The organism is Pseudomonas sp. FBCC-B35 (genome assembly GCF_059133755.1).
This window is the reverse complement of record NZ_CP101439.1, coordinates 2,478,532-2,500,538: the sequence shown is the minus strand read 5'-3', so window position 1 is coordinate 2,500,538 and position 22,007 is coordinate 2,478,532. Positions and strand designations below refer to the sequence as shown.

Here is a 22,007-nt window from a genome sequence, read left to right as displayed (position 1 = left end):
ACAATAACAATGCATGCAAATCCTGTTTCCATCAGCCTGTCCAGCTACGGCGCAGACTTCGTCCGACAACGCGGCCAGGAGCAGTTCATCGATCTGCTGGCAAGCGCCGGGGCAAGCCGCGTTGAGTTACGTGAGGAATTGTTCTCATGCCAGCCCGACCCGACTGCCTTGGGTGCATTCATCGCCGGTGCAGGGCTGCAGTGCCTCTATTCCACACCGCTGGAGCTTTGGTGCGCAGAGGGTACGCCCGCGCCCGAACTGGGTGCCAAGCTGCGCATCGCCAAGGCACTTGGGGCTGTAGCGGTGAAGGTGTCTTTGGGGCATTACCGAGCTGGCGTCGACATGCAGGTATTGCGGGCGGTGCTACCCGAGGACGGCCCCGTGTTGCTGGTCGAGAACGACCAGACTGAGCACGGTGGGCGGATCGCGCCGCTCGTGGGCTTTTTCGAACAGGCACACGCGTGCGGCGTGCGGGTCGGCATGACGTTCGACATCGGCAACTGGCAGTGGCTGGACGAGCCGGTGCTGGAAGCCGCCAGCCTTCTTGGGCGATGGGTTGAGTATGTGCACTGCAAAGCAGTGACTCGCCATGGTGGTGGGCGACTGGCTGCCGCTGCACCTCAGGCGCCCGATCTTGAGCACTGGCAGCAGATCCTGGCCCATTTCACACCTGGGGTCATGCGTGCTGTGGAATACCCGCTGCTTGGCGAAGACTTGCTGACCGTGACGCGCAGCCACGTACATCAACTGTCCGCACTGGGTGCGCGCCACTGCGCACGGGAGCTGAGCCATGCCTGATCATGACGTGTTGTGCTTCGGCGAGACCATGGCCATGTTCGTGGCCGATGATATGGGGGATCTTGCACAGGTCGGGCGTTTCGGCAAACGCATTGCCGGCGCCGACAGCAATGTCGCCATCGGCTTGTCGCGGCTTGGCTTTGGCGTGCGCTGGATCAGCCGGGTCGGCAACGACTCGCTGGGGCGCTTCGTACTCGACAGTTTGCGCGCAGAGGGGATCGACTGCGCGGATGTGCAGGTTGACCCAACGCATCCGACGGGTTTTCAACTGAAGGCGCGCTGCGATGACGGCAGTGACCCTGTCGTCGAGTATTTCCGGCGTGGCTCTGCAGCCAGCCACATGAGCGCTTCGATGCTGGATCCGGCCTGGTTGCGCGCGGGCCACCTGCACGTAACCGGCATTCCGCTGGCGCTGTCGGACGGCTGTCGGGGGCTTGCCCAGGCGTTGGTCAGCCAGATGCGCAAAGCCGGTCGCACCCTTTCATTCGACCCCAATCTGCGCCCGACGCTATGGCCCGACAAACAGCGCATGATCACCGAAATCAACGCCATTGCTGCCCAGGCCAATTGGGTGCTGCCGGGGCTGGAGGAGGGCCGCCTGCTCACGGGCAGGCAGACACCTGCCGAGATTGCCGGCTTTTACCTGGACCTTGGTGTGGACCTGGTGGTGATCAAGCTGGGCGAGGCGGGCGCCTACTACCGCAGTGCCAACGAGGAGGGCCAAGTCGCGGCCGTACATGCGCCCTGCGTGGTCGATACCGTGGGCGCTGGCGATGCCTTCGCCGTCGGTGTGCTCAGCGCCTTGCTTGAAGGCCAGCCCGTCGAGCACGCCGTTGCCCGCGGCAATTGGTGCGGCAGCCGCGCGGTGCAGTCGCGCGGTGATATGGAGGGCTTGCCGCACCGGCAGGACCTGACGGCATACGAATCCCCACAAAACCCTGAAATACGCACGGCCTGAATCACCTGTCGCACAAAAACAACAAGCTCAGGAGAAACTCACCATGAAACGTACAAGCCTGGCGCCACGCCGCTGGTGGTACATCATCCCCATCGTGTTCGTCACCTACAGCCTTGCCTATCTGGACCGTGCCAACTACGGCTTCGCAGCCGCATCGGGCATGGCCGAAGACCTGCACATCACCCCTGTGCTGTCCTCGCTACTGGGTGCGCTGTTCTTTCTGGGCTACTTCTTCTTCCAGGTACCGGGGGCTATCTACGCCCAAAAGCGCAGCGTCAAGAAGCTCATTTTCGTCTGCCTGATCCTGTGGGGTGGGCTGGCCACGCTGACCGGCATGGTCAGCAACGTGTACATGCTGATTGGCATCCGTTTTCTGCTGGGTGTGGTAGAGGCGGCGGTGATGCCGGCCATGCTGGTCTACCTGTGCCACTGGTTCACCCGGGCGGAACGTTCGCGCGCCAATACCTTCCTGATGCTGGGCAATCCAGTGACCATCCTGTGGATGTCGGTGGTGTCCGGCTACCTGATCAAGCATTTCGACTGGCGCTGGATGTTCATCATCGAGGGTTTGCCGGCGGTCATCTGGGCGTTTTGCTGGTGGCGCCTGGTCGATGACCGGCCTGCGCAGGTTTCGTGGCTGAGCGAGCAGGAGAAGAATGATCTGCAACAGGCGCTGGCGGCAGAGCAGCAGGGCATCAAGCCGGTCAAGAACTACCGAGAGGCGTTCCGCTCGCCGCAGGTGATCATTCTGTCACTGCAGTATTTCTGCTGGAGCATTGGCGTGTACGGCTTTGTGCTGTGGCTGCCCTCGATCCTCAAGCAGGCAGCCAACGTCGACATCGTCGAGGCCGGGTGGCTGGCCTCGGTACCCTACCTGGCAGCAGTGATCGCGATGGTGGGCGTCTCCTGGGCCTCCGATCGGATGCAACGGCGCAAGCGCTTCGTGTGGCCACCGCTGCTGGTGGCAGCGCTCGCGTTCTACGGCTCCTACGCTTTGGGGACCGAGCACTTCTGGCTGTCGTATGCACTGCTGGTGGTCGCCGGGGCCTGCATGTATGCCCCCTACGGCCCGTTTTTCGCGATCGTGCCCGAGATTCTGCCGGCCAACGTGGCCGGTGGCGCCATGGCCTTGATCAACAGCATGGGCGCGCTGGGCTCGTTCGGTGGTTCGTGGCTGGTGGGTTACCTCAATGGTGCCACGGGTAGCCCTGCGGCCTCGTACCTGTTCATGTGCGGCGCGCTGCTGTGCGCCGTCGCCCTGACCGCGGCGCTGAACAACTCAACGACTTCCGGGCGTGCCAAGACACCTTGCCTGCGCCCGGCCATCCCTTCCAGGAACCCGACATGAAAAAACGCATCGTGCTGTACAAGGCGTTGTCCCCCGACTTGCTCGCTCGCCTTCAGGCCGCGGCAGAGGTCACCACCGTCGACCTGGCCCGTCCCGATGGCATGGCGCGCTTGCGTGATGCGCTGCCTGGCGCCCACGGGTTGCTGGGCGCCAGTGTGCGCCTGGATGCCAGCCTGCTTGACCTGGCGCCCGAGCTCGAGGTCATTTCCAGTGTCTCGGTGGGCGTGGACAACTATGACATCGCCGACCTTGATCGACGCGGTATCGTGCTTACCAACACCCCCGATGTGTTGACCGAAACCACGGCCGACACCGGCTTCGCACTGATCCTGGCCACCGCCAGGCGGGTGGTGGAACTGGCCAACTGGGTACGCGACGGTCACTGGCGATCGGGCCTTGGTCCTGCGCAGTTCGGCAGCGACGTGCACGGCAAGACGCTGGGCATCGTCGGCATGGGACGGATCGGTGAGGCGCTGGCGCGGCGAGCGGCCGCTGGTTTCGGCATGCAGGTGATCTACCACAGCCAGCGACCCAAGCCTGACGTCGAGGCCCGCTACGGGGCCAGACGCTTTGCTCTGGACGAGCTATTGGCGCAGGCAGATTTCGTCTGCCTCACCGTCCCGTTGAGCGCAGCTACCGAAGGGCTGATCGGGCGCGGGGAGCTGGCGCTGATGAAGCCTGAGGCCATCCTGATCAATATCTCCCGAGGGCGGGTCGTGGACGAACAGGCATTGATCGATGCCCTTGAAACACGGCGCATCCGCGGCGCGGGCCTGGATGTATTCGTTCAGGAGCCATTGGCGGCCGACTCGCCTTTGCTCCGGCTGGACAACGTAGTGGCCACCCCGCACATAGGTTCGGCCACAGAAGAAACTCGGCAAGCGATGGCGCGTTGCGCCGTGGACAACCTGCTCGCCGCGCTGGCGGGTAGGCGCCCGGCCAACGCGGTCAATGGCTGATAAGCCGCCGCTGAGGGTGGTGGATCAACGGCAGTTGCCGGCTTTTCGGTAGCCCGCCGCCTGGGCTTCTACCTCGGTCGCGAACGCGACCTGGTTCTTGGGCGCGACCTGGTGATAGCCCGGGCACCCGGCAGCCAAGTGATACACGTGGCTGTTGCGGTTGCCCAGCACGGCGCCCACCGGGGCTTGGCTAGCGGCGGAGGTACGGACTGGCGCCGCCAATGACGGCTGAACGCCATCGCCCGTGGGTGTGTAGTTCAGCGTCCATTGGCGTTCGCCCGTGACGAACGGGTTGGCGTGGCCCATGATGGCGGAGATGCGTCGGTCGCGCTCTTTTTCCCAGGCTGAGACGGGGTGCTGGCGGTCCCATGCCATCAGCAGTTGTTGCTGTTGGCGCGACATGTTCAGGCGGTAGCGATCGAACATGTAGAACGTGGTACGGGCGACCAGGCCTTTGACCTCATCCCTTGGCTCAGCCGCGCGTTGGGCGAAATCCACCTTGGTCGTGCACTGGCCATACTCGCCTTGGTTGCCACTGACCATGCCGTAGTTGAAATTGCTGCGGTCACCGTTCACCTCACCCACGGCTGGGTAGAGGTTGAAGAGGTCGGCCTCCATGGCGCGGAACACCGGGTCGCTGTCCACGCAATGCTCCCGACCGCCGTTTTTCCAACACTGGCGTTGGTTACCGAAGGTATGGGCTGGCACGATGTGCTCCCACTCGGTGCGCTCGGCGCGGTTTTGCTGTTTTCGGGTCTGGTACCCACACGAAGCCGCGTCGATCCGTCCGCCTGACTTGCCTACCCATGTCCATTGGCAGCCGCAGTACAGTTCGCCCATGGCGCTCTTGCCTTGGTCCATGTAGACCTGCTGCTTTGCCACGACCTTGGCTTCAGCAAAGGTGGAGGGCGGATTAGCCCAGGTATAGCCACTTAGAATCAGCAGTAGATGAAGGGCGTAACGCAATGATTTCATGGGTAAACAGCACACAGATTACAGGGGCGTGCATTGTAGTACTTCTACCCAGAGCAGACAGCACACATTGACCACCACGTGTAGGAAAAGGGGTGGCCAATGGGTTTTATCGCACGCTGAGGCTACTTGAAACCGGTGACTGCATGGGGCACGTAGGGTGCTTCGAGCCGAGCGGTTTCCTCAGCCGTCAGGTGCAGGTCGATAGCGGCCAACGCGTCGTCCAGGTGCGCAGGCTTGGACGCACCTACGATGGGCGAGCTGACCCCTTGCTTACCCAGTACCCAGGCAAGCGCCACTTGCGCCATCGGCACGCCGCGTTCCTGGGCAATCTGTTCGACCACGTCGATGACCCGCCCGTCTTGTTCCTCGCTGTTTTCGAAGAATGACTGTCCGGACAGATCAGTGCGAGTCCGCTCGGTCTGCTGGCCATTGGGGCGTGTCAGGCGACCCCGTGCCATAGGGCTCCAGGGCATCAGCCCGACGCCCTGATCCAGGCACAGCGGAATCATTTCGCGCTCTTCCTCGCGGTACAGCAGGTTCAGGAAGTTCTGCATCGACACGAAACGGCTCCAGCCGTTGCTGGCGGCTACCTGTTGCGCCTTGGCAAATTGCCATGCGTACATCGACGAAGCGCCGATATAGCGCGCTTTGCCCGCCCTGACCACGTCGTTGAGCGCTTCCATGGTCTCTTCGATGGGCGTGGTGTAGTCCCAGCGATGGATCTGGTAAAGGTCGACGTAGTCGGTGCCCAAACGCGAGAGGCTGGCGTCGATACTGGTCATGATCGCCTTGCGCGACAGCCCTTGCTCGTTGGGACGGCTGGCGCCTTGCCACATGTTGGCTGGGTAGAAGACCTTGGTGGCGATCACCGTCTCGTCACGCCGGGTGAACTCCTTGAGCAGTTTGCCGAGGATCACCTCGGAAGTGCCCGCTGAATAGCTGTTGGCCGTGTCGAAAAAGTTGATGCCTTGCTCAACGGCGTGGCGAATGATAGGTCTGCTCGCTTCTTCGCCCAGTGTCCAGGGGTGCGTGCCGGCATCCGGCTCGCCGAAGGTCATGCAGCCCAGGCACAACCTGGAAATGTCCAACCCGGTGGTACCCAGTTTCACGTATTGCATCAGTGTGTCCTCGTCAGCCTTTGAATAGGTGCAGCGTACCCTTGTTGGCCATGCAGGCACATTCCCTGTTGCTGCAAGTGGGACATGCAGGAATTCACAAGCGCAACAGGGGCTTGACCTGCTGGTGCAGGAAGTCGGTCACTGCCTTTATGCGCGGCGTGGCGCGCACGTCTTCGTGCACCGCCAGCCAGATCTCGATGCTCATGGTCTGCTCAGGCAGCCCCACCACGATCAACCCTTGCTCATGGGCCATGAAGGCGGGCAGGCAAGCGATGCCGATCCCCCCGGCACAGGCCTGGGCCTGAATGCGCAGGTCGTTGCTCAGCAGGGCAAAGGGTTGCGCGCCCGCCTGGCGGTTGAGCCACTGCTGCTGCGGCGAATGGGCCTGGGAGGCGTCATAACCGATGTATCGCCGTGCCGAACCGCTGGCTTGGTAATCGGCACTGGCATACAAACGGTAATCCAGGTGACCGAGCAGACTGACCACCAGGGTGGGCTCGGTGGGCCGTGACAAGACGATGCTGATGTCGGCCTCGCGCCTGGCCAAGGATGCCCGGGACTTGCTGCCGACCAACCGCAGCCGCAGCTGCGGGTATTGCTGGTAGAGGTCCCCGAGGCGCCTGGCGATGATGCTGCCCAGCAGGGCGGGCGGCGCCGAAAGGACCACTTCACCTTCTACCGTCTGTTGACCGGCGCTGGCGAAGTGTTCGAGGGCGAAGGACGACGCGGCCATCTGGCCGGCCAACTCACCTACGCGTTCGCCTTCGTCGGTGAGTACATAGGCCCGTGCGCGGCGGTCGACCAGCTTCAGATTCAGCGAAGCTTCGAGGGAGGCGATCCGCCGAGCGACGGTGGCGTGGTCGACTGACAGAACCCTGGCGGCGGCAGACAGCGACCCGGTGGCGCAGAAAGTCGAGAAATGGCGTAGGTCTTCCCAATCGAACATGAGCAGGCTCGGCAGTGGTGGGTCTGAGAGGGGTTAGGTGGGGTTTAGGGTACTAGCCCGTGCCGGCAGTTTGGCAAGGCCCGCTTCTGGCAACGGGCTGTACTGGTGCGCCGGCCACGCCACCGCCAGGCACACCATCAGCGCGGTGCTCTCCTCTGTCTCAAGCGCCGCCTTTCATGCGCCGCGCCACCGCATAGAGTCCCAGGCCCAGCAGCGCCATGGCGGCGCCGATGTAGCCTGTACTGGTCCAGCCCAACCCCGCCGTGATAGCCATGCCACCCAGCCATGGGCCCAGGGCGTTGGCTAGGTTGAAGGCGGCATGGTTCGAGGCCGCTGCAAGGCTTGGGGCTTCGTGCGCGATGTCCATCAGGCGGATTTGCAAAGGCGCTGCCAGGGCGATCATGGTGCCCACCAGGCCAATGCCCAATAGCAGGCTCCACAGGTTCGCCGCGGCAAAGGTGAAGAACAGCAGGACCAACACTGACCACGCCAGCACCAGCCCCACGGCGCGGAACTGCAAGCGGTCGAATAATTTGCCGCCCACGATGTTGCCGACGATGCCGCCCAGGCCGAAGGCTGCCAGGCCGAACGGGATCCACTGGGGCGCCACGCGGGTCACCTCGAGCATGGTCGGGGCCAGGTAGCTGAACACGCAGAACATGCCGGCAAAGCCGATGGACGCAATGCCCAGCGCCATCCATACCTGGGGCAGGGTGAAGGCCTTGAGTTCCTTGCGCGGGTCACTGCGCACCTCATCATGACGCTGGGGCACAAAGCGCCACACCATCGCGATGGTGCAAACGGCGATCAGGCCGACCAACACGAACGCCGAACGCCAGCCGAAGTACTGGCCCAGAAAGGTGGCGATCGGGTTGCCCAGCAACATGGCCAGGGTAAGCCCCATCATGACCCGTGCCACGGCGCCCGCGCGCTGGTTGTTGGGCACCATGCTGGAGGCTACGACTGCGGCGATGCCGAAGTACGCGCCGTGGGGCAGGCCGCTGATGAAGCGAAACGCGATCAGACCGCCAAACGACGGTGCGAAGGCAGTGGCCAGGTTGCCCAGGGCGTACAGGGCCATCAGCATCAGCAGCATGTGCTTGCGCAGAACCTTGGCGCCCAGAATGGCCAAGGTGGGTGCGCCCACCATCACCCCTAGCGCATAAGCGCTGATGGCGTGACCGACCTGCGGTTCGCTCAAGTTGAGGTTGCTGGCGATATCCGGCATCAGACCCATGATGGCGAACTCGCCGGTACCAATGGCGAAGCTGCCCAATGCCATGGCGGCTTCAATCTTTACGACGGTACTTTTACCGGGCAGTGGGGAGGGTTCTAGAACAGACATCTGGCTCCTTGAAACATGCTGAAACGTTCAAGTGATGATAATGGAGACGCGAACGGTGCGTCGAGGCGCGCTGACTCACTAGCCGACCCAATTAACGAAGCTATGTGGGCGCAGACAGCGTCGAGCGAGCTGGAGTACAGATGTACTCCAGGCCGCTAGCGATCCAGATATTGACTCTGTCCGGCAAAATCGATGAAGCGCTGGCTGGCCAGCGACAAGTACTCACCCGAGCGCCAGCACAGCCGAAAACTCATCTGCTGGGCAGGCTCGAACGGCACGCCAACGATCCCTGGTGTTCTCAATTGCACTGAGCGCAGCAATGTGGCCACGCCCATGTTGTCCAGGGCGGCCTGGACCACCAACGAGACGAAATTGCTCTGCAATGCCACTTGGTAAGTGATGCCGTGTTCGGCAAAGAAGGCGTCGAGCAGCTGACGCTGTACGAATGTGCGGTCGAACACCACCATGTCAGTGTTGCGCAGATCTTCGGCGGTCAGGCTTGCCTTGCTGGCGTAGGGGTGATCCGGGTGCATGCAGGCCAGCATCTCATCGCTACCCAACAGGATCGACTCCTTGTCCGAGGGCACGCGGCGAGACTCGAGCAGCGCCAGGTCGATTTCCCGTTGTTCAAGGCGTTGGCCAATGTCTTCGGCGCTGCCCTCGAAAACCGTCATGGCGATGCCGGGATAAAGCCGGCGAAAGGCGTTCATCAGCCCGGGCACATAGTGCAGGCCGAACATGGGCGGGATCCCCAGCCTCACTTCGCCACGCTTGAGGTCGGCCATGTCGCGCAACGCCTGGCGGGCCACGTCCATCTCCCGCAACGCTGATGCGATGCGGGGCAGAAACTGCTCGCCTTCCACCGTCAGCACCACCTTGCGTGTAGTGCGGTTGAACAGACTGACGCCCAGTTCTTCTTCAAGACGCGTCACAGCCATGCTCAGCGCCGGCTGGGCGATGTGCAGGTGCTGAGCGGCCTTGGTGAAGCTGCCCTGGCGGACGATTTCAACGCAACAACGCAGCGCCTTGAGATTCATTTGAGGTATTCCGGAATTGATAACGTTTTGTGATGCTCAGCATCATAACAATATATTTACTATTATTAACGCCAAGGCCTACGATGCGCGCCACTGAGACATCCTGCAACATCTCAGTCACGCAGCCAGCCGGCTGCATCCTCCCTGGATCTTGAGGTAGTACATTAAATGGCCAAGGCCGCCGATGTCGTTGTGCAATGCCTGGAAAACGAAGGTGTCGAGTATGTGTTCGGCATTCCCGGTGAAGAAAACCTCGACCTGCTCGAATCCCTGCGCAAGTCGAAGATCAAGCTGGTACTGACCCGCCATGAACAGTCTGCAGGCTTCATGGCTGCCACCTACGGTCGGCTGACCGGCAAGACCGGCGTCAGCCTGTCCACCCTGGGCCCCGGCGCTACCAACCTGGTCACCGCCAGCGCCTATGCTTATCTCGGCGGCATGCCGATGATGATGATCACCGGGCAGAAGCCGATCAAGAAGTCCAAGCAGGGCCGTTTCCAGATCATCGACGTGTGCGGCATGATGGACCCCATCACCAAGTACACCCACCAGTTCGCCTCGGCCGACAACATCCCGGCCCGCATGCGCGAAGCCTTCCGCCTGGCCGAGGAAGAAAAGCCGGGTGCTGTGCACCTGGAACTGCCTGAAGACATCGCCGCCGAGCAGACCGATGCCCTGCCTATCCCGCGCAGCCTGCACCGTCGCCCGCTGGCCGAGCACGTGGCCATCGACGCAGCCGTGGAAAAATTGCATAAAGCGCGCAGCCCGATTCTGGTGATCGGTGCCGGCGCCAACCGCAAGATGACCGCCAAGGTGCTCAAGCAGCTGATCGACAAGACCGGCATCCCGTTCATCACCACCCAGATGGGTAAGGGCGTGGTCGATGAGCGTCACCCACGCTTCCTGGGCAACGCGGCGTTGTCGTCCGGCGATTTCGTGCACCGTGCGATCGAGGCGGCCGACCTGATCATCAACATCGGTCACGACGTGATCGAGAAGCCACCGTTCTTCATGGTCCGTGGCGGCACCGAAGTCATCCACATCAGCTTCCGCTCCGCCGAAGTCGATGCCGTGTACTTCCCTCAGGTCGAAGTGATCGGTGACATCGCCAACGCCGTGTGGCAGATCAGCGAGCAACTGACCGACACCGCGCACTGGGACTTCACCCGCCTGATGGCGATTCGTGAAGCCAACGAGGCGCAGATCGCCGAAGGCGGCGACGACGACCGCTTCCCGGTCTACCCACAACGCCTGGTAGCCGACATCCGCCGCGTACTGCCTTCCGAGGGCATCGTGGCCCTGGACAATGGCATCTACAAGATCTGGTTCGCTCGTAACTACAAGGCTCACAAGCCCAACACGGTGCTGCTGGACAACGCCCTGGCGACCATGGGTGCCGGCTTGCCATCGGCCATGGCCTCGCATCTGGTCTACCCGGACCGCCCGGTGATCTCGGTATGCGGCGACGGCGGCTTCATGATGAACAGCCAGGAACTGGAAACCGCAGTGCGCTTAGGGATGCACATCACCGTGGTCATTCTGCGTGACGACGGCTACGGCATGATCCGCTGGAAGCAGGCCAACATGGGCTTCACCGACTTCGGCCTGGACTATGGCAACCCGGACTTCGTCAAGTACGCCGAAGCCTACGGCGCCACCGGCCACCGTGTCGAAAGCGCCGAGGGCCTGCTGCCCTTGCTGGAGCACTGCATCACCACCCCAGGCGTTCATGTGATCGACTGCCCGGTCGACTACAGCGAGAACGACCGCATTCTCAACAGCGAGCTGCGCGAGCGGGCGCTGGCGATCTGAAGCGTGCCCACACGCTGCGTCTGATCGCCGAGTCGATCATCCTGCTGCATTGACCAGCTGCAGCAGGATGCGTGGATGTGATCTCAGGCTGTGTACGGCGGCCGCAATGGCCGCCGTCTTGAGCGTCTTCAGTCCTGCGGTTCGAGCAGGCCACGAAGGCTCATCACGATGGTACTCATGTCATAAGGTTTGCGTGTGACCGGAATGTGCTTCAGGTGCGCGGGAATACTGATGCCATCGCCATAACCGGTTGCGAACAGGAAAGGGATGCGCCGACGCATCAATGCCTCGGCCACGGCAATGGACGTACCGCGCCCCAGGTTCACATCGAGAATGGCGGCGTCGGGTGAGTGCTGCTCCAAAACCTGCAAAGCTTCCTGCTCGGAACTGGCCGTGATGACATGCTCGATGTGGGCGTCGTTGAGAATTTGCTCGAGGCCGATGGCAATGACCAACTGATCCTCCAGGATCATCACGCTCAGGCCAGGTCGTGCGGCGAATGGGTCAGAGGAATCGATCATGGGCGCGGCAGCAGCAGGCGCAGGCTCGGACTCGGCAACCGCCAGGTGCCTGGCTGGCAGCGTGAACAAGCCCTGCACCCCATCAGGGTAGTACTCCACGCTACTGGTACCGCCCAGATCGAACGGGATGCTGCGCTCGATGAGTACCGAGCCGAAGCCGCGGCGCCGGGGTACCTGCACCTGCGGGCCGCCGCTTTCCTGCCAGATGATGGCGCAGGCGCCTGCAGCATCGATCGCCCAGCTCACAGACAGCCGCCCCCCTGGACTCGACAGCGCACCGTACTTGGCCGCGTTGGTCGCCAGTTCGTGCAGCACCAGGGCCATCACCGAATAGGCCCTGGCATCGAGAATCACGTTGGGTCCTTGCATGACGATGTCGGCAATAGCCGTGCGGTAAGGCGACAATTCGGCATCGAGCAACATCGCCAGGCGCCCACCGCCATCACCCCGCACGACCTGGTCGTGGGCCAGCGACAGGGCCTGGATGCGGCCCTGCAAGGTGTTCACGTAACCCTTGAGCGTCTGGCCCTCGGCCGTGGGATGGGCAACCAGTGCGCCAATCAGCGACAGGATATTCTTGACCCTGTGGTTGAGCTCTTCGTTGAGCACCCGCTGGCGCACCTCGGCCTTGGAGCGTTCGCTGGCCAGCAGTTCGCTGTTGTGCAGCAACACCTCGACGATGGCCGTACGAATGGCGTCCCCGAACTGTCGATCCTGCTCCGTCCATGGCGCAGACTGCTGGTGCACAGTCTGTTTCCAGATGGAAAAACTCGTGCGCGGCGTCAGCCGGTCGCCCATCGCGCCACTGGTATAGGTCTTGTTGGGGTCGCCCGCCCAGTCGAGGGTCTGCACCACCTCCTTGCGAAAGAACATGATGTAGTCTTGCGGGCGCTGCGAAATGGGGATGAGCAGCACGCCCGACACGTCGCTGAAGTAGGCCTGGGCCGCCGGATGGGCCAGTGAAAGGCTGTTCGATGCCCACGTCCTGGCTTCGGCCACGCTTTCGGCGAAGCGCAGCAGTTCAGGCACGCAAGCTCTAGGCGGAACGGTACCGGCACTCGACCAACGCCCTTGCAGGGAGATGCCGATGCCATCACACGGAATCAGCGACATCAGCCTTGGCAGCCGGTCTTCGAAGAAGCTGTGCATGTCGGCGGCATGGTTGGCATCGCGCAGCATCAGGTCGAGCGTGTCGTGCACCTGCACGGCCGCTTCGAGTTGTTGCCGGCTGCGCACTGTTTCGATGTGCAGGGCGAAGAACTCGCCAAACATCTCGGCCGCCACGCGTCGCCCCATGGTCAGGTTGCGTGGTGAGTAGTGATGGCAGGCGATCAACCCCCACAGCGCGCCATTGACGATGATCGAGATGGACATGGTGGCGCCAACGCCCATGTTCTGCAGGTATTCGCAGTGGATGGGAGACACGCTGCGCAGGTGGGCATAGGACAGGTCCAACGGCTCGCCCGAAGGGTCCAGCACAGGCTCCAGGGCCACCGCCTCGAACTGCACGTCAGGGATGACCCTGATCGGGTTGCGCAGGTACAAGGCGCGTGCCTGCTGCGGGATGTCCGATGCGGGAAAATACTGCCCCAGGAAGCTCTCGAGCGTGCTGCGCTTGGCCTCGGCAATCACTTTGCCGGCGCCATCGCTTCCCAGTTGGTAGATCATTACCCGATCGTAGCCCAGTACTGCACGCACAAAACGCGCGGCGTCGCGGAACAGGCGGTCGGTCTGGTCGATTTCGCGCAGCTGCGCGATCAAAGTGCGCGCAAGCTCGATGGGTTCTGCAACGTTTTGGCCCGCAGGCTCGAACTCCAGGAGAGTGCTGCCCTTGAAGCGGTGCGCCGACACATCTACACGCCGGCCATCGGGCAGGGCGACTGCAAAGCTCAACGCCGGGCGCGATCCTTCGCGGATACGGGCCAGGGCATTGCGCAAGGTATGGGCGAGTTCCCCGCCAATCACGTCATCGAGTTTACGGCCATTGAGCGGCAGCGTGACCCCCAGTAATTTCGGCGCATTGACCGAGTGACGCAGGACCACGGTTGCGGTGGCGTCGCAGGCCAGCAAGCAGCCATGGGGCTGGATGCTGCCGGGAATCTGAATGGGTTCGCGGTCGCAATTACTCAGGTTTACCTGTGGGTCGAGGGTCATTAGCCATGCCTGTAGATGATGTAAAGGCTGCCTGCGCGGCTGCCGCCGTCAGCCTATCAGCACACCCGCGTACGGCATAGCCAGTGAGTGCCCCGGATAGCAGTTTTGAGGGTGTCAGTCGTCTGCACGCGGTGCCAGCGCTTGTGTGTGACTGGCCTCGGTGGTTTCATGCGGCCCTTGATTTTGGAGGTACACGCACATGAGTCGCCCGCTTTTCATCGCCATGGACGGGCCGAAAGGTACTGGTAAGACCACGCTGCTCGAAGCACTCACCCAGGCGTTACGGGCCCGAGGCAACAAAGTGGTCAGGCTGTGCGAGGGCAACAATGATCCACAGCGCGCGCAGACCATGACGTTGGTCAATCAGCTGGCCAGGCAGCCTTCGCCAACGGTTGAGTGGCAGGTCTGCGAGCGATTGGCCGAAAGCCGCGCCTGGATCACCCGCCACGTACTGCCGCGTCAACCTGGCGACAGCATTGTCCTGATTGACCGTTGGTACCCATCGGACGCGGCGTTTCGCCGAAACGTGCCATTCGACCAGGTGTTGCGTTTGAACATCGAACGCGGCGTGCAGGTGCCTGACCTGCACATCGCGGTGCTCACCACGGCGCAAACGTCCTGGACGAGGGCTGCGTCCCGCCGTCGGGGCCTGGGCAGCACGGTCATCCATACCTTGGAGGAGCAGATGGCGAGTACCCAGGCGTTCAACCACGCTGCACACGAGCACGGCTGGCTGCTTTGTCAAAATGAAGGCACCGTGGCGGACGCCGTCGATCAGTTGGTGGAGGCCGTCACGCCGCTGCTGCACGCCTGAACCCATCGTTCAGGCCACTGGGTTCAGAAGCCTTCCAACACGATCTTGCCCCTGGCCTTGCCGCTCTCGATGACCGCGTGCGCCCGTTTCAGGTTGCTCGCATTGATCGTCCCGAAATGTTCGCCCACCGTCGTCTTGAGCACACCGGTGTCGACCATTTCGCTGATGCGGTTGAGCAGTTGGTGCTGCTTGATCATGTCGTGCGTCTGATAGAGCGAACGGGTAAACATCAGCTCCCAGTGCAGCGACAAGGATTTGCGCTTGAGTGGGACCACATCCAGCTGCGCAGGGTCATCGATCAAGGCAAGCTGCCCTTGCGGGCGCAGTACCTCGATGAGTTGCTCAAGGTAAGTGTCGGTATGGGTCAAGCTGATCACGTGATCGACCGCTGCGACACCGTGTGCGCTGAGCTGGGCGGCCAGTGGGGCCGAGTGGTCGATCACCAGGTGGGCACCCAGGTCCTTCACCCAGGCTTGCGTCTGGGCCCTGGAAGCCGTAGCGATCACGGTCAGCCCAGTCAACTGGCGGGCCAATTGCACCAGGATCGAACCCACTCCACCGGCAGCGCCGATGATGAGCAGGTGCTGACCCTGACCGCCGTTTTCTTCGAGGCGCAGGCGGTCGAACAGCAGCTCCCACGCAGTGATGGACGTCAATGGCAGCGCAGCGGCGCTGGCAGCATCCAGGCTAGATGGCTTGCGCCCAACGAGGCGCTCGTCCACCCGATGGAATTCGCTGTAGCAGCCGGGGCGGTCGATGGCGCCGGCGTAGAACACCTCATCCCCTGGTTGGAACAGGGTCACCTGCTCGCCCACTTCACGGACGATGCCGGCCGCGTCCCAACCCAGCACTTGCGGCTGGTCACCGCCACGGCTGGCGCGAATCTTGGTGTCGACCGGGTTGACTGCGATGGCCTTGACTTCGACCAGCAGGTCTCGCGCACCGGGGGACGGTACGGGCAGGTCTGCATCATAGAGAGATTGAGGGTCTTGCAGGGGCAAGCCAGGCTGCGAGTAAACGACAGATTTCATGGGGGAGGGCCTTGGTTGAAAAGGTACCTGCCTAGGCTATTACTATCGATTGCGCAGAAAAACAGGCTTGAAGAATTAATACTTTCTTTTCAGGAGTGAAAACGCGTTGGTGCTCGATCCGTGAGCATTCAAACCAGAGGCCTGCAACAATTTGAAGTCGTGAAGCGCCCGGCTCAACGGCGATGGTCTGCGGGGCAGCCCTGAAAGGTGCATGCCGCAACGCTCGCCGTCGGGGAACCCCCAGGTTGTACGACCTTGGCGCGATCAGAAATCGACCGAGGCACTCAGAGACAGCGTACGTGGTGCACCGAGTACCAGGTAGTTCGAGCCTGGATACCCGCCAGCGGAGGCCCAATAGTCACGACCGGCCACGTTGTCCAGACGCGCACGCAGGGTGACGTCCTTCTCGTCTACCTTGAAGCCGTAGCGGGCCCCCAGGTCCAATCGCGTCCACGAAGGAATCTCGAGGTTGTTGGCGTTGTTGATGTATTGACGGCCGGTGTAGACCACGCGGCTGGTCAGGGTCAGGCCGTTCACACCCGGCACGTCCCATTCGCCGCCGATGTTGGCCTGGGTTTTAGGCACGCCGATGGCCTGGTTGCCGTCGTCCTGACCGTTCTGGGTCTTGCTGAGTTCGGCATCGAGCAGGGTGACGCCACCGAGCAGACGCACGCCGGGCGTCGGCTCACCGAACACCGACAACTCGATCCCGCGGTTGCGTTGTTCACCGCCATCTTTGAACACCTGATCCTCGACGATGCCGACCGGCTTGCGCGTCTCGAACACCGCCAGGCTGCCACCCAGGCCACCGCCGTCGTACTTCACGCCCACTTCGGTCTGTTTGGCCACGTAGGGCGCCAGTGAGGCGCCGGCATTGAGCACCGGGGCTCTGGAACCATCAGGCAGGGTAGTGGTGGCGCCGGCCGTATCGCCTTTGGTCAAGCCTTCGATGTAGTTGGCGTAAACCGAGAACTGCTCGTTGATCTGGTACACCGCGCCGGCAACGGGCGTGGTTTCATAGCGGTTGTACTTGGATGTCTTGTCGCCGGAATTGTAATCGTAACCTGTCACGTTGAGCCCTTGTCGACGGGCTCCCAGGGTGATCTGCAACTGATCGTTGAAGAACCCCAGGGTGTCGGCGATGGCCAGGCTCTGGGTACGGGTCCTGGCGGTCACATGCGGGTCGGACATGTCGCCGCTGAAACTGGTGTTGTCGGGTTTGGGCACGTAGACCGGGTCATAGAGATCGTTGGCGAAACCAGTGAAATTACCCGCCCAGGCATTACGGTCCTTGTTGTCGAACATCGAACCGGACAGCACCCATTGATGCGACACCGGACCTGTTTGCAAGGTGTAGCGCATGCCCACCTCACCGGTAGCCACTGTCTCTTCACGGTAATTATCGAAGCGCGTCGATCGGGTCACGCCGTTGGCGTCGGAGGAGGGGTTGGCCAGCACGTTCTTCTCTTCACCTTTGCGCATGCCGATGGCAGCCCAGGTGGTGAGCGCATCGGAGAGGTCATACTCGGCACGGAAGGTGCCGAATGTTTGCTTCTCCTTGGAGTACGTCCAGGGCTGGCCGTAGTTCTTGTCGGCATCCGGCGGGCTAGGTACGCGGCCTGTAGGGGTGACGCTGGGCAGCGGATTGTCGATGAAATGGTACTGGTGCCCAATGTCGGCCGAAAGCCGCAGGCGTTCGCCCTGGTAGTCCAGGCCCAGGGCGAACATGTCCAGGGAGCGGTCCTGGTCCTGTACCGACGTTTCCCCGTCGCGCTTGGCCACGTTCACGCGCACGCCAAAACGGTCCTGCTCCCCGAAGCGGCGCGCCACGTCAGCCGAAACGGTACCGAAGCCGCGATTTTCAACCCCAGCGGTCAAGCGGGTAAGGGGTTCGTTCGGGGCGCGTTTAGGCAGGATGTTGATGGCGCCGCCGATCCCGGTACCGCCGGGGGCGGCGCCATTAAGGAAGGCGTTGGCCCCGCGGAATACCTCGACCCGTTCGATGAACTCCGCTGCAACGTATTGACGCGGAAGCAGGCCATACAGGCCGTTATAGGCGATGTCGTCGGAATACAGCGGGAAGCCCCGCATGACATACAGTTCCTGGAAGTTGCCGAAACCACGGGCGACCCGCACGGAGGGGTCGTTCTGCAGGATGTCCGCCACGCTGTGCGCCTGCTGGTCCTGGATCAGCTGGTTGGTATAGGACGTGGATGTGAAGGGCGTTTCCATGTAGTCCTTGTTGCCCAGGATACCCACGCGCCCGCCCCGGGCCACTTGCCCCCCTTCATACTCAGGAACCAAGCCATCCTTGGAGGCGTCTGCGCTGGCCGAAACTGCGGTTTCTTCAAGCTCCAGGACCGCGCCAGTGGTACCGGCCGTATTCACAGGTTGTGCAACCGGCACCGGGATTTCCAGCGCGTTCTGAGCAAGTGCGAGCGGTGAGGCCACGCTTGCGACCAACCCCAGGGGCAACCAGACAACGGTGTGCAGCGCAGGCTTGCGGGCAAAATTCGGGAAGGGCATGTGAGAACCTGATCAAGGAATTGGGACGACAGGGAATTGGCGTGCTACAAAGCGCAGAATTATAGCGAGTGGGAATCGTTATCGCTAAGCTTTTGTTTGCAGCTCCAGCCCAAGTTGTAACCTGGCGCTTGCTCAACGACCTTGAGGGTCCGGACGGTTAACGGTTGCGCGTTGTCTGCAGGGCAGGTGACCAACTGCGATGACCGCAGCGCATGCAGGCAATCACGTCATGCAGCTGATGCTGCACTGGCAGGCCACAGCTAACGCAGCAATACAGGCCTGGAGACGGTGGAGAGTCGTATTCTGGACGGTGCTCGGGCGGCAGCACGGACAGGCCCGGTCGAGTGTCTTTGGCCTCGTAAAAATAAAGGCTCAGTTCGCCGTCCGTCTCCAGCAAACCCAATCGCACCTGGCCAAGGTGCTCAACCCCTTGTTGACGCAGTTCCATGAACAACTCGTTGGAGGAGATGTTCAGGTTGCGCAACGAGTGAATTTCATATTGGCCGTCCTTGACGACGGTGATCGGGAGCCCGTCAATCCAGGCTTCGCACATCTTGCTGCGACGCATCAGATAGATCGTGCCGCGATACAGGAGCAGTAGCGTGACGAACACCAGGGCTACTGGTAACAATGGCACATCTTCGTAGAAGGTCACATCGCCTGCAGCAGAACCCAGGGTCAGGATGACGACGAGTTCGAAGCGCGAGAGCTGCTTGATGCCACGCCTGCCGCTGAACTTCAGAAACAGAAACACGGCGAGAAAGGCCGCAACCACGCGCACCATCACTTCCATCAGAAACGTGACGGGCAAGTCACCCAGCAGCATCCTTTGCAGATCGAATGACTCCATCGAGCGCCCTCCGTCGCCACCTTGTGATCAATTGACCTGAGTTCATTAACTACGGTTCAGCCTGGCCTTCGCCATGGGCCAGGCAAGGAAGGGGGGATTTCAGGAAGGGGGCTTGTCGAGCGGGCAAAAGAAAGCCCGCTGCTAGTCGGGCTTAAGTCTTTCTCATGGGGATGAGTTGATAATCCACTCGGCAACGTGAAAATTCGGTGAAATAAAAGTCCCCATTGTGTGGAGTGCTCATTTATGCGGCACAGGCGATGAACGGTCAGATCCTCAGGTAATTTCAGGACAGCCGTGCCAGGGGCCATTCCAAACTTCGGACCAGCGCCCGCAAGCGCTGCTTGTCCTCCTCCAACGGTAATGCCTGTTCGGCCCGCTTGAGCAACAGGTCCACATGCGTGATGCAAGCTTGGCCAAACCGATCGGGCGCGATCTGCGCCAGGCTCGCCAAGGCCTTCACCAGGCGGATGTCCACTTCCAGCAAGCCAGCACCGTCCCGTGCAATCAGGGTGAAGAAGTCATCGAACATGTCGTCGACTGTCAACCCGCGCACATGCACGTTCTGCCACTGGCCGTCGGTCGTGGTGTCGGGCGCTTGCCGTGCCCAGGTGGAAAAGCAGCGTACCCCACGGCCTATGACGTCAATGACCGTGCCAGAGTCGTTGGTCGCGGGAGACAATGCGCGTGAGGCGATCTCTGCCAGCACCGAGAGCCCGAAGCGCGGGTCCTGGCCATAGGTGCGCCGTGCACCGAGCGTCACTGCAGCCAGCACCTCATCTTCAAGGTCTGTGGTTTCGGCGGCCTGGCTTGCGCGGACGGCGCGCGCCAGCGCCGTACCGTGGTGCACGAAGCTGCCCGGCAGCACCTCCAGGTAGATCACGGCATTGTGCTTGTCAGCTGCGTGGGCGAGGGCACTGACATCGACGTGTTGTACATAGCCGATGTCCTCGCAAAGGACTGCGATTGCCGACGGGGCAACCTGCGTTGCATCGGTGTAGGGCTGCGCACCCAGATAAGGCCACTGCGCACGGCGCTTGAGCGCTGCAATGGCCGCGTCTTCCACCCGATCGATAGTTTCCCCAACGCGGCCAAGCTTGGACAAGTGGTCGATCCAGCGCAGCAGGGTGTACACGATCAGTACGATCATCACCAGGGTCACTGCAAACAGCACCACACGGCCCTGAGCGCCGTAAATGCCGGTACTCAGGGCAATGATGCCCACCAGGCTGAACAGGAAAGAGCCGATGAACGTCGCCAGGGCATTCTGAGTCGTGGCGTCCTCCATCACCAGGCTGGTCGCACGAGGCGTGACGCCGCTGCTGGCGGCGCTGTAGGCCGACACCATGGTGCTGAGCGAAAACGTGGTTACGGCCAGCATGCTGGAGGCGATGATGCCCAGGATTTTGTCGACCGAGTCGGCCCCGACTTTCGCCGGCAACGACGCTGGCACCATGTCGCGCAAGGCGATTGCCAGCAGCGCGGTGAGTACGCCGATCAGGGAAAACAGGCTGGCGCGAAACCACAGCCTTTTCGTCGTTTGCGCAAGTGCCCAACGCCAGCGAGCGATCATGGTGGTTATTCTTCCTCAACAGATAGGCCGATGCAGGCTGGAGCGCTGCGGCATTGCCACGATTGAGTCCTAGCCCGTGCAGATAGTTTCGCGACCCTGGGTTGAGTTTTGCAATCCATACGGAACGACCGCGGCGCGTCGGCATCCTTATACAAGGCGCTGGATTTGTATAAGTGCACGCGCTCGACATTTTCCATCAAGCCCGATGCAGGCCGCGCCTGCCGGATGGAGTACCTGCCATGAACCTAGAGCAACTGAAGCAACTGGCCACTGCCGGCACTGTCAATGAACTCGAATTGCTGTCGCTCGAAGGCGGCTTTTACGTCCTGCGTGCGTTGACGGCCGACGGGCCGCAGACGTTCAGCGATGCCCAAGGGCAGGCAGTGCGACTGCGGTCAATGACGGAGGTGCGCGAGCTGCTGGCCGATGTACCGCCTGTGCCGTGCATGCTGGTGCAGCATGTGGTGCATGACGAGATGTGCGGTCAGCGCGATGGCCCCCTGGCGCCGCTGCGCGTGCCCGTGACGCTAGCAGAGCAGTGGTAGTACCACCCGATGCAAAGAGTAGACGAGAGCCGCCTGCACGCTTGGCAGGCCCTGTCGCAGTTCTTCCTGGACACCGAACTGACCGAGGCGAGCCTGGCGTGGGTGGCAAGTGTCATGACCCAGAGCCCCTATACACTCGATCAACTGCACAGCATCTTGTGGCATGAACTGTATCTGGCCTTGCAGTGGAATCTCAGGTCCATGGCCGGCGAGTGGGCAGGCTGGACGGACGAGTTCTTGATCGAACACGTCAGGGTGCGGCCGTTCGAACCGGCAGTCCCGCGCAGCGGAGCAGTGGGTGATGAGATCGCCCGGTGCTGGGAACGGGCGCTGGCGAGACTCCGCGTTCAGGGGCTAGGCCGCCCCAAGTAACCGCAGCAGTTGCGCGTGCTCCCAAGTGCTCATCAACGCCACCGGGTTGGTGCCGTAAGGGTGCTGGGTATCGAATTGGTAAGCACGGCCATCGGGGCTGGAGCAGCGGATGCAGTGATCCAGCGCACCCTCCTCATTGCACAAGGTGAGCATCCACCCGTCCGCTTGCACAGTCATGGACCCACACGCCATTTCCGCCCAGCGTGGCTCGCTCACACGCTGTAAATCCCGAATCCCGAGGGCGATATCACGCAGTATCTGGTAGACCTCTCGAGGTGCAAGCGAAGGTGTCGCCACGCTGATTGTCCGTTATCCATTGAGTTGAAAG

19 protein-coding genes are annotated in these 22,007 nt (G+C 62.0%); 8 read left to right on the top strand and 11 right to left on the bottom strand.

The features are described 5' to 3' along the window. Positions 1-9 precede the first annotated feature (9 nt). Genes NMB38_RS11470 through NMB38_RS11455 form a run of 4 tightly spaced genes read left to right on the top strand, consistent with a single transcriptional unit; the run spans position 10 to position 4,063 of the window. Entirely contained in the window at positions 10-798 is a 789-nt protein-coding gene (locus tag NMB38_RS11470; protein WP_027914956.1) for a sugar phosphate isomerase/epimerase family protein, read from the top strand. Then, positions 791-1,756 carry a sugar kinase gene (locus NMB38_RS11465; RefSeq protein ID WP_494354787.1) on the top strand — a complete coding sequence of 322 codons (966 nt, stop codon included), beginning with the start codon at positions 791-793 and terminating at the stop codon, positions 1,754-1,756. Before NMB38_RS11470 ends, NMB38_RS11465 begins: the two co-directional genes overlap by 8 nt. Positions 1,757-1,799: 43 nt before the next feature. Then, entirely contained in the window at positions 1,800-3,104 is a 1,305-nt protein-coding gene (locus tag NMB38_RS11460; RefSeq protein ID WP_028687445.1) for an MFS transporter, read from the top strand. Then, positions 3,101-4,063, top strand: a complete 963-nt coding sequence (locus NMB38_RS11455; RefSeq protein ID WP_049695928.1) for a 2-hydroxyacid dehydrogenase — start codon at positions 3,101-3,103, stop codon at positions 4,061-4,063. The genes NMB38_RS11460 and NMB38_RS11455 overlap by 4 nt, the downstream gene beginning before the upstream one ends. A gap of 24 nt (positions 4,064-4,087) precedes the next feature. On the opposite strand, the gene NMB38_RS11450 is transcribed toward NMB38_RS11455, so the two are convergent. The 5 genes from NMB38_RS11450 to NMB38_RS11430 form a co-directional block, all read right to left on the bottom strand. After that, positions 4,088-5,038 carry an endonuclease gene (locus tag NMB38_RS11450; protein ID WP_027914959.1) on the bottom strand — a complete coding sequence of 317 codons (951 nt, stop codon included), beginning with the start codon at positions 5,036-5,038 and terminating at the stop codon, positions 4,088-4,090. A 122-nt stretch (positions 5,039-5,160) separates the two neighbouring features. Further along, positions 5,161-6,156 carry an aldo/keto reductase gene (locus NMB38_RS11445; RefSeq protein ID WP_028687442.1) on the bottom strand — a complete coding sequence of 332 codons (996 nt, stop codon included), beginning with the start codon at positions 6,154-6,156 and terminating at the stop codon, positions 5,161-5,163. Positions 6,157-6,250: 94 nt separating this feature from the next. Then, positions 6,251-7,102, bottom strand: coding sequence for a LysR family transcriptional regulator (locus tag NMB38_RS11440; RefSeq protein ID WP_027914961.1), 852 nt, complete (start codon positions 7,100-7,102; stop codon positions 6,251-6,253). Between the two features lie 160 nt (positions 7,103-7,262). Beyond that, complete coding sequence (locus NMB38_RS11435) at positions 7,263-8,447, bottom strand: MFS transporter (protein WP_028687440.1); 1,185 nt, start codon at positions 8,445-8,447, stop codon at positions 7,263-7,265. Positions 8,448-8,602: 155 nt separating this feature from the next. Further along, positions 8,603-9,484, bottom strand: coding sequence for a LysR family transcriptional regulator (locus tag NMB38_RS11430; RefSeq protein ID WP_027914963.1), 882 nt, complete (start codon positions 9,482-9,484; stop codon positions 8,603-8,605). A 168-nt stretch (positions 9,485-9,652) separates the two neighbouring features. On the opposite strand from NMB38_RS11430, the gene NMB38_RS11425 reads away from it, so the two are divergent. Then, entirely contained in the window at positions 9,653-11,296 is a 1,644-nt protein-coding gene (locus NMB38_RS11425) for an acetolactate synthase large subunit (RefSeq protein ID WP_027914964.1), read from the top strand. Positions 11,297-11,424: 128 nt separating this feature from the next. Here the strand turns inward: NMB38_RS11425 and NMB38_RS11420 are convergent, their stop codons facing one another. Then, positions 11,425-13,971 (bottom strand): HWE histidine kinase domain-containing protein, encoded by a 2,547-nt coding sequence (locus NMB38_RS11420; RefSeq protein WP_028687438.1) that lies wholly within the window; start codon positions 13,969-13,971, stop codon positions 11,425-11,427. A 199-nt stretch (positions 13,972-14,170) separates the two neighbouring features. Here NMB38_RS11420 and NMB38_RS11415 point away from each other — a divergent pair, with 199 nt between their 5' ends. After that, the gene (locus NMB38_RS11415) at positions 14,171-14,785 is read left to right on the top strand and encodes a dTMP kinase (protein WP_028687437.1); all 615 of its coding nucleotides are present in this window, start codon (positions 14,171-14,173) and stop codon (positions 14,783-14,785) included. Positions 14,786-14,808: 23 nt separating this feature from the next. Here NMB38_RS11415 and NMB38_RS11410 read toward each other — a convergent pair whose 3' ends face one another. From NMB38_RS11410 to NMB38_RS11395, 4 genes are all read right to left on the bottom strand, one after another. Next, positions 14,809-15,816 (bottom strand): zinc-binding alcohol dehydrogenase family protein, encoded by a 1,008-nt coding sequence (locus NMB38_RS11410; protein ID WP_028687436.1) that lies wholly within the window; start codon positions 15,814-15,816, stop codon positions 14,809-14,811. A 264-nt stretch (positions 15,817-16,080) separates the two neighbouring features. After that, entirely contained in the window at positions 16,081-18,342 is a 2,262-nt protein-coding gene (locus tag NMB38_RS11405; RefSeq protein ID WP_028687435.1) for a TonB-dependent receptor, read from the bottom strand. 157 nt (positions 18,343-18,499) lie between these two features. Next, positions 18,500-19,192 carry a DUF421 domain-containing protein gene (locus tag NMB38_RS11400; protein WP_028687434.1) on the bottom strand — a complete coding sequence of 231 codons (693 nt, stop codon included), beginning with the start codon at positions 19,190-19,192 and terminating at the stop codon, positions 18,500-18,502. A 283-nt stretch (positions 19,193-19,475) separates the two neighbouring features. Next, entirely contained in the window at positions 19,476-20,762 is a 1,287-nt protein-coding gene (locus NMB38_RS11395) for a DUF2254 domain-containing protein (protein ID WP_028687433.1), read from the bottom strand. A gap of 239 nt (positions 20,763-21,001) precedes the next feature. Here NMB38_RS11395 and NMB38_RS11390 point away from each other — a divergent pair, with 239 nt between their 5' ends. Together NMB38_RS11390 and NMB38_RS11385 are read left to right on the top strand one after the other, a co-directional pair. After that, positions 21,002-21,307 (top strand): DUF6482 family protein, encoded by a 306-nt coding sequence (locus tag NMB38_RS11390; RefSeq protein WP_027914971.1) that lies wholly within the window; start codon positions 21,002-21,004, stop codon positions 21,305-21,307. Positions 21,308-21,316: 9 nt separating this feature from the next. Beyond that, a complete protein-coding gene (locus NMB38_RS11385) occupies positions 21,317-21,679 on the top strand; it encodes a DUF7079 family protein (RefSeq protein WP_028687432.1) in 363 nt (120 codons plus the stop codon). Here NMB38_RS11385 and NMB38_RS11380 read toward each other — a convergent pair. Beyond that, the gene (locus tag NMB38_RS11380) at positions 21,662-21,976 is read right to left on the bottom strand and encodes a DUF7693 family protein (RefSeq protein WP_033736983.1); all 315 of its coding nucleotides are present in this window, start codon (positions 21,974-21,976) and stop codon (positions 21,662-21,664) included. The genes NMB38_RS11385 and NMB38_RS11380 overlap by 18 nt on opposite strands. Between the last annotated feature and the right edge of the window lie 31 nt (positions 21,977-22,007).

What these genes read in the sequence shown, in the direction of transcription:
- NMB38_RS11470 (WP_027914956.1), top strand. Translation starts at nt 10, where the DNA reads ATGCATGCAAATCCTGTTTCCATCAGCCTGTCCAGCTACGGCGCAGAC.
- NMB38_RS11465 (WP_494354787.1), top strand. Translation starts at nt 791, where the DNA reads ATGCCTGATCATGACGTGTTGTGCTTCGGCGAGACCATGGCCATGTTC.
- NMB38_RS11460 (WP_028687445.1), top strand. Translation starts at nt 1,800, where the DNA reads ATGAAACGTACAAGCCTGGCGCCACGCCGCTGGTGGTACATCATCCCC.
- NMB38_RS11455 (WP_049695928.1), top strand. Translation starts at nt 3,101, where the DNA reads ATGAAAAAACGCATCGTGCTGTACAAGGCGTTGTCCCCCGACTTGCTC.
- NMB38_RS11450 (WP_027914959.1), bottom strand. Translation starts at nt 5,038, where the DNA reads ATGAAATCATTGCGTTACGCCCTTCATCTACTGCTGATTCTAAGTGGC.
- NMB38_RS11445 (WP_028687442.1), bottom strand. Translation starts at nt 6,156, where the DNA reads ATGCAATACGTGAAACTGGGTACCACCGGGTTGGACATTTCCAGGTTG.
- NMB38_RS11440 (WP_027914961.1), bottom strand. Translation starts at nt 7,102, where the DNA reads ATGTTCGATTGGGAAGACCTACGCCATTTCTCGACTTTCTGCGCCACC.
- NMB38_RS11435 (WP_028687440.1), bottom strand. Translation starts at nt 8,447, where the DNA reads ATGTCTGTTCTAGAACCCTCCCCACTGCCCGGTAAAAGTACCGTCGTA.
- NMB38_RS11430 (WP_027914963.1), bottom strand. Translation starts at nt 9,484, where the DNA reads ATGAATCTCAAGGCGCTGCGTTGTTGCGTTGAAATCGTCCGCCAGGGC.
- NMB38_RS11425 (WP_027914964.1), top strand. Translation starts at nt 9,653, where the DNA reads ATGGCCAAGGCCGCCGATGTCGTTGTGCAATGCCTGGAAAACGAAGGT.
- NMB38_RS11420 (WP_028687438.1), bottom strand. Translation starts at nt 13,971, where the DNA reads ATGACCCTCGACCCACAGGTAAACCTGAGTAATTGCGACCGCGAACCC.
- NMB38_RS11415 (WP_028687437.1), top strand. Translation starts at nt 14,171, where the DNA reads ATGAGTCGCCCGCTTTTCATCGCCATGGACGGGCCGAAAGGTACTGGT.
- NMB38_RS11410 (WP_028687436.1), bottom strand. Translation starts at nt 15,816, where the DNA reads ATGAAATCTGTCGTTTACTCGCAGCCTGGCTTGCCCCTGCAAGACCCT.
- NMB38_RS11405 (WP_028687435.1), bottom strand. Translation starts at nt 18,342, where the DNA reads ATGCCCTTCCCGAATTTTGCCCGCAAGCCTGCGCTGCACACCGTTGTC.
- NMB38_RS11400 (WP_028687434.1), bottom strand. Translation starts at nt 19,192, where the DNA reads ATGGAGTCATTCGATCTGCAAAGGATGCTGCTGGGTGACTTGCCCGTC.
- NMB38_RS11395 (WP_028687433.1), bottom strand. Translation starts at nt 20,762, where the DNA reads ATGATCGCTCGCTGGCGTTGGGCACTTGCGCAAACGACGAAAAGGCTG.
- NMB38_RS11390 (WP_027914971.1), top strand. Translation starts at nt 21,002, where the DNA reads ATGAACCTAGAGCAACTGAAGCAACTGGCCACTGCCGGCACTGTCAAT.
- NMB38_RS11385 (WP_028687432.1), top strand. Translation starts at nt 21,317, where the DNA reads ATGCAAAGAGTAGACGAGAGCCGCCTGCACGCTTGGCAGGCCCTGTCG.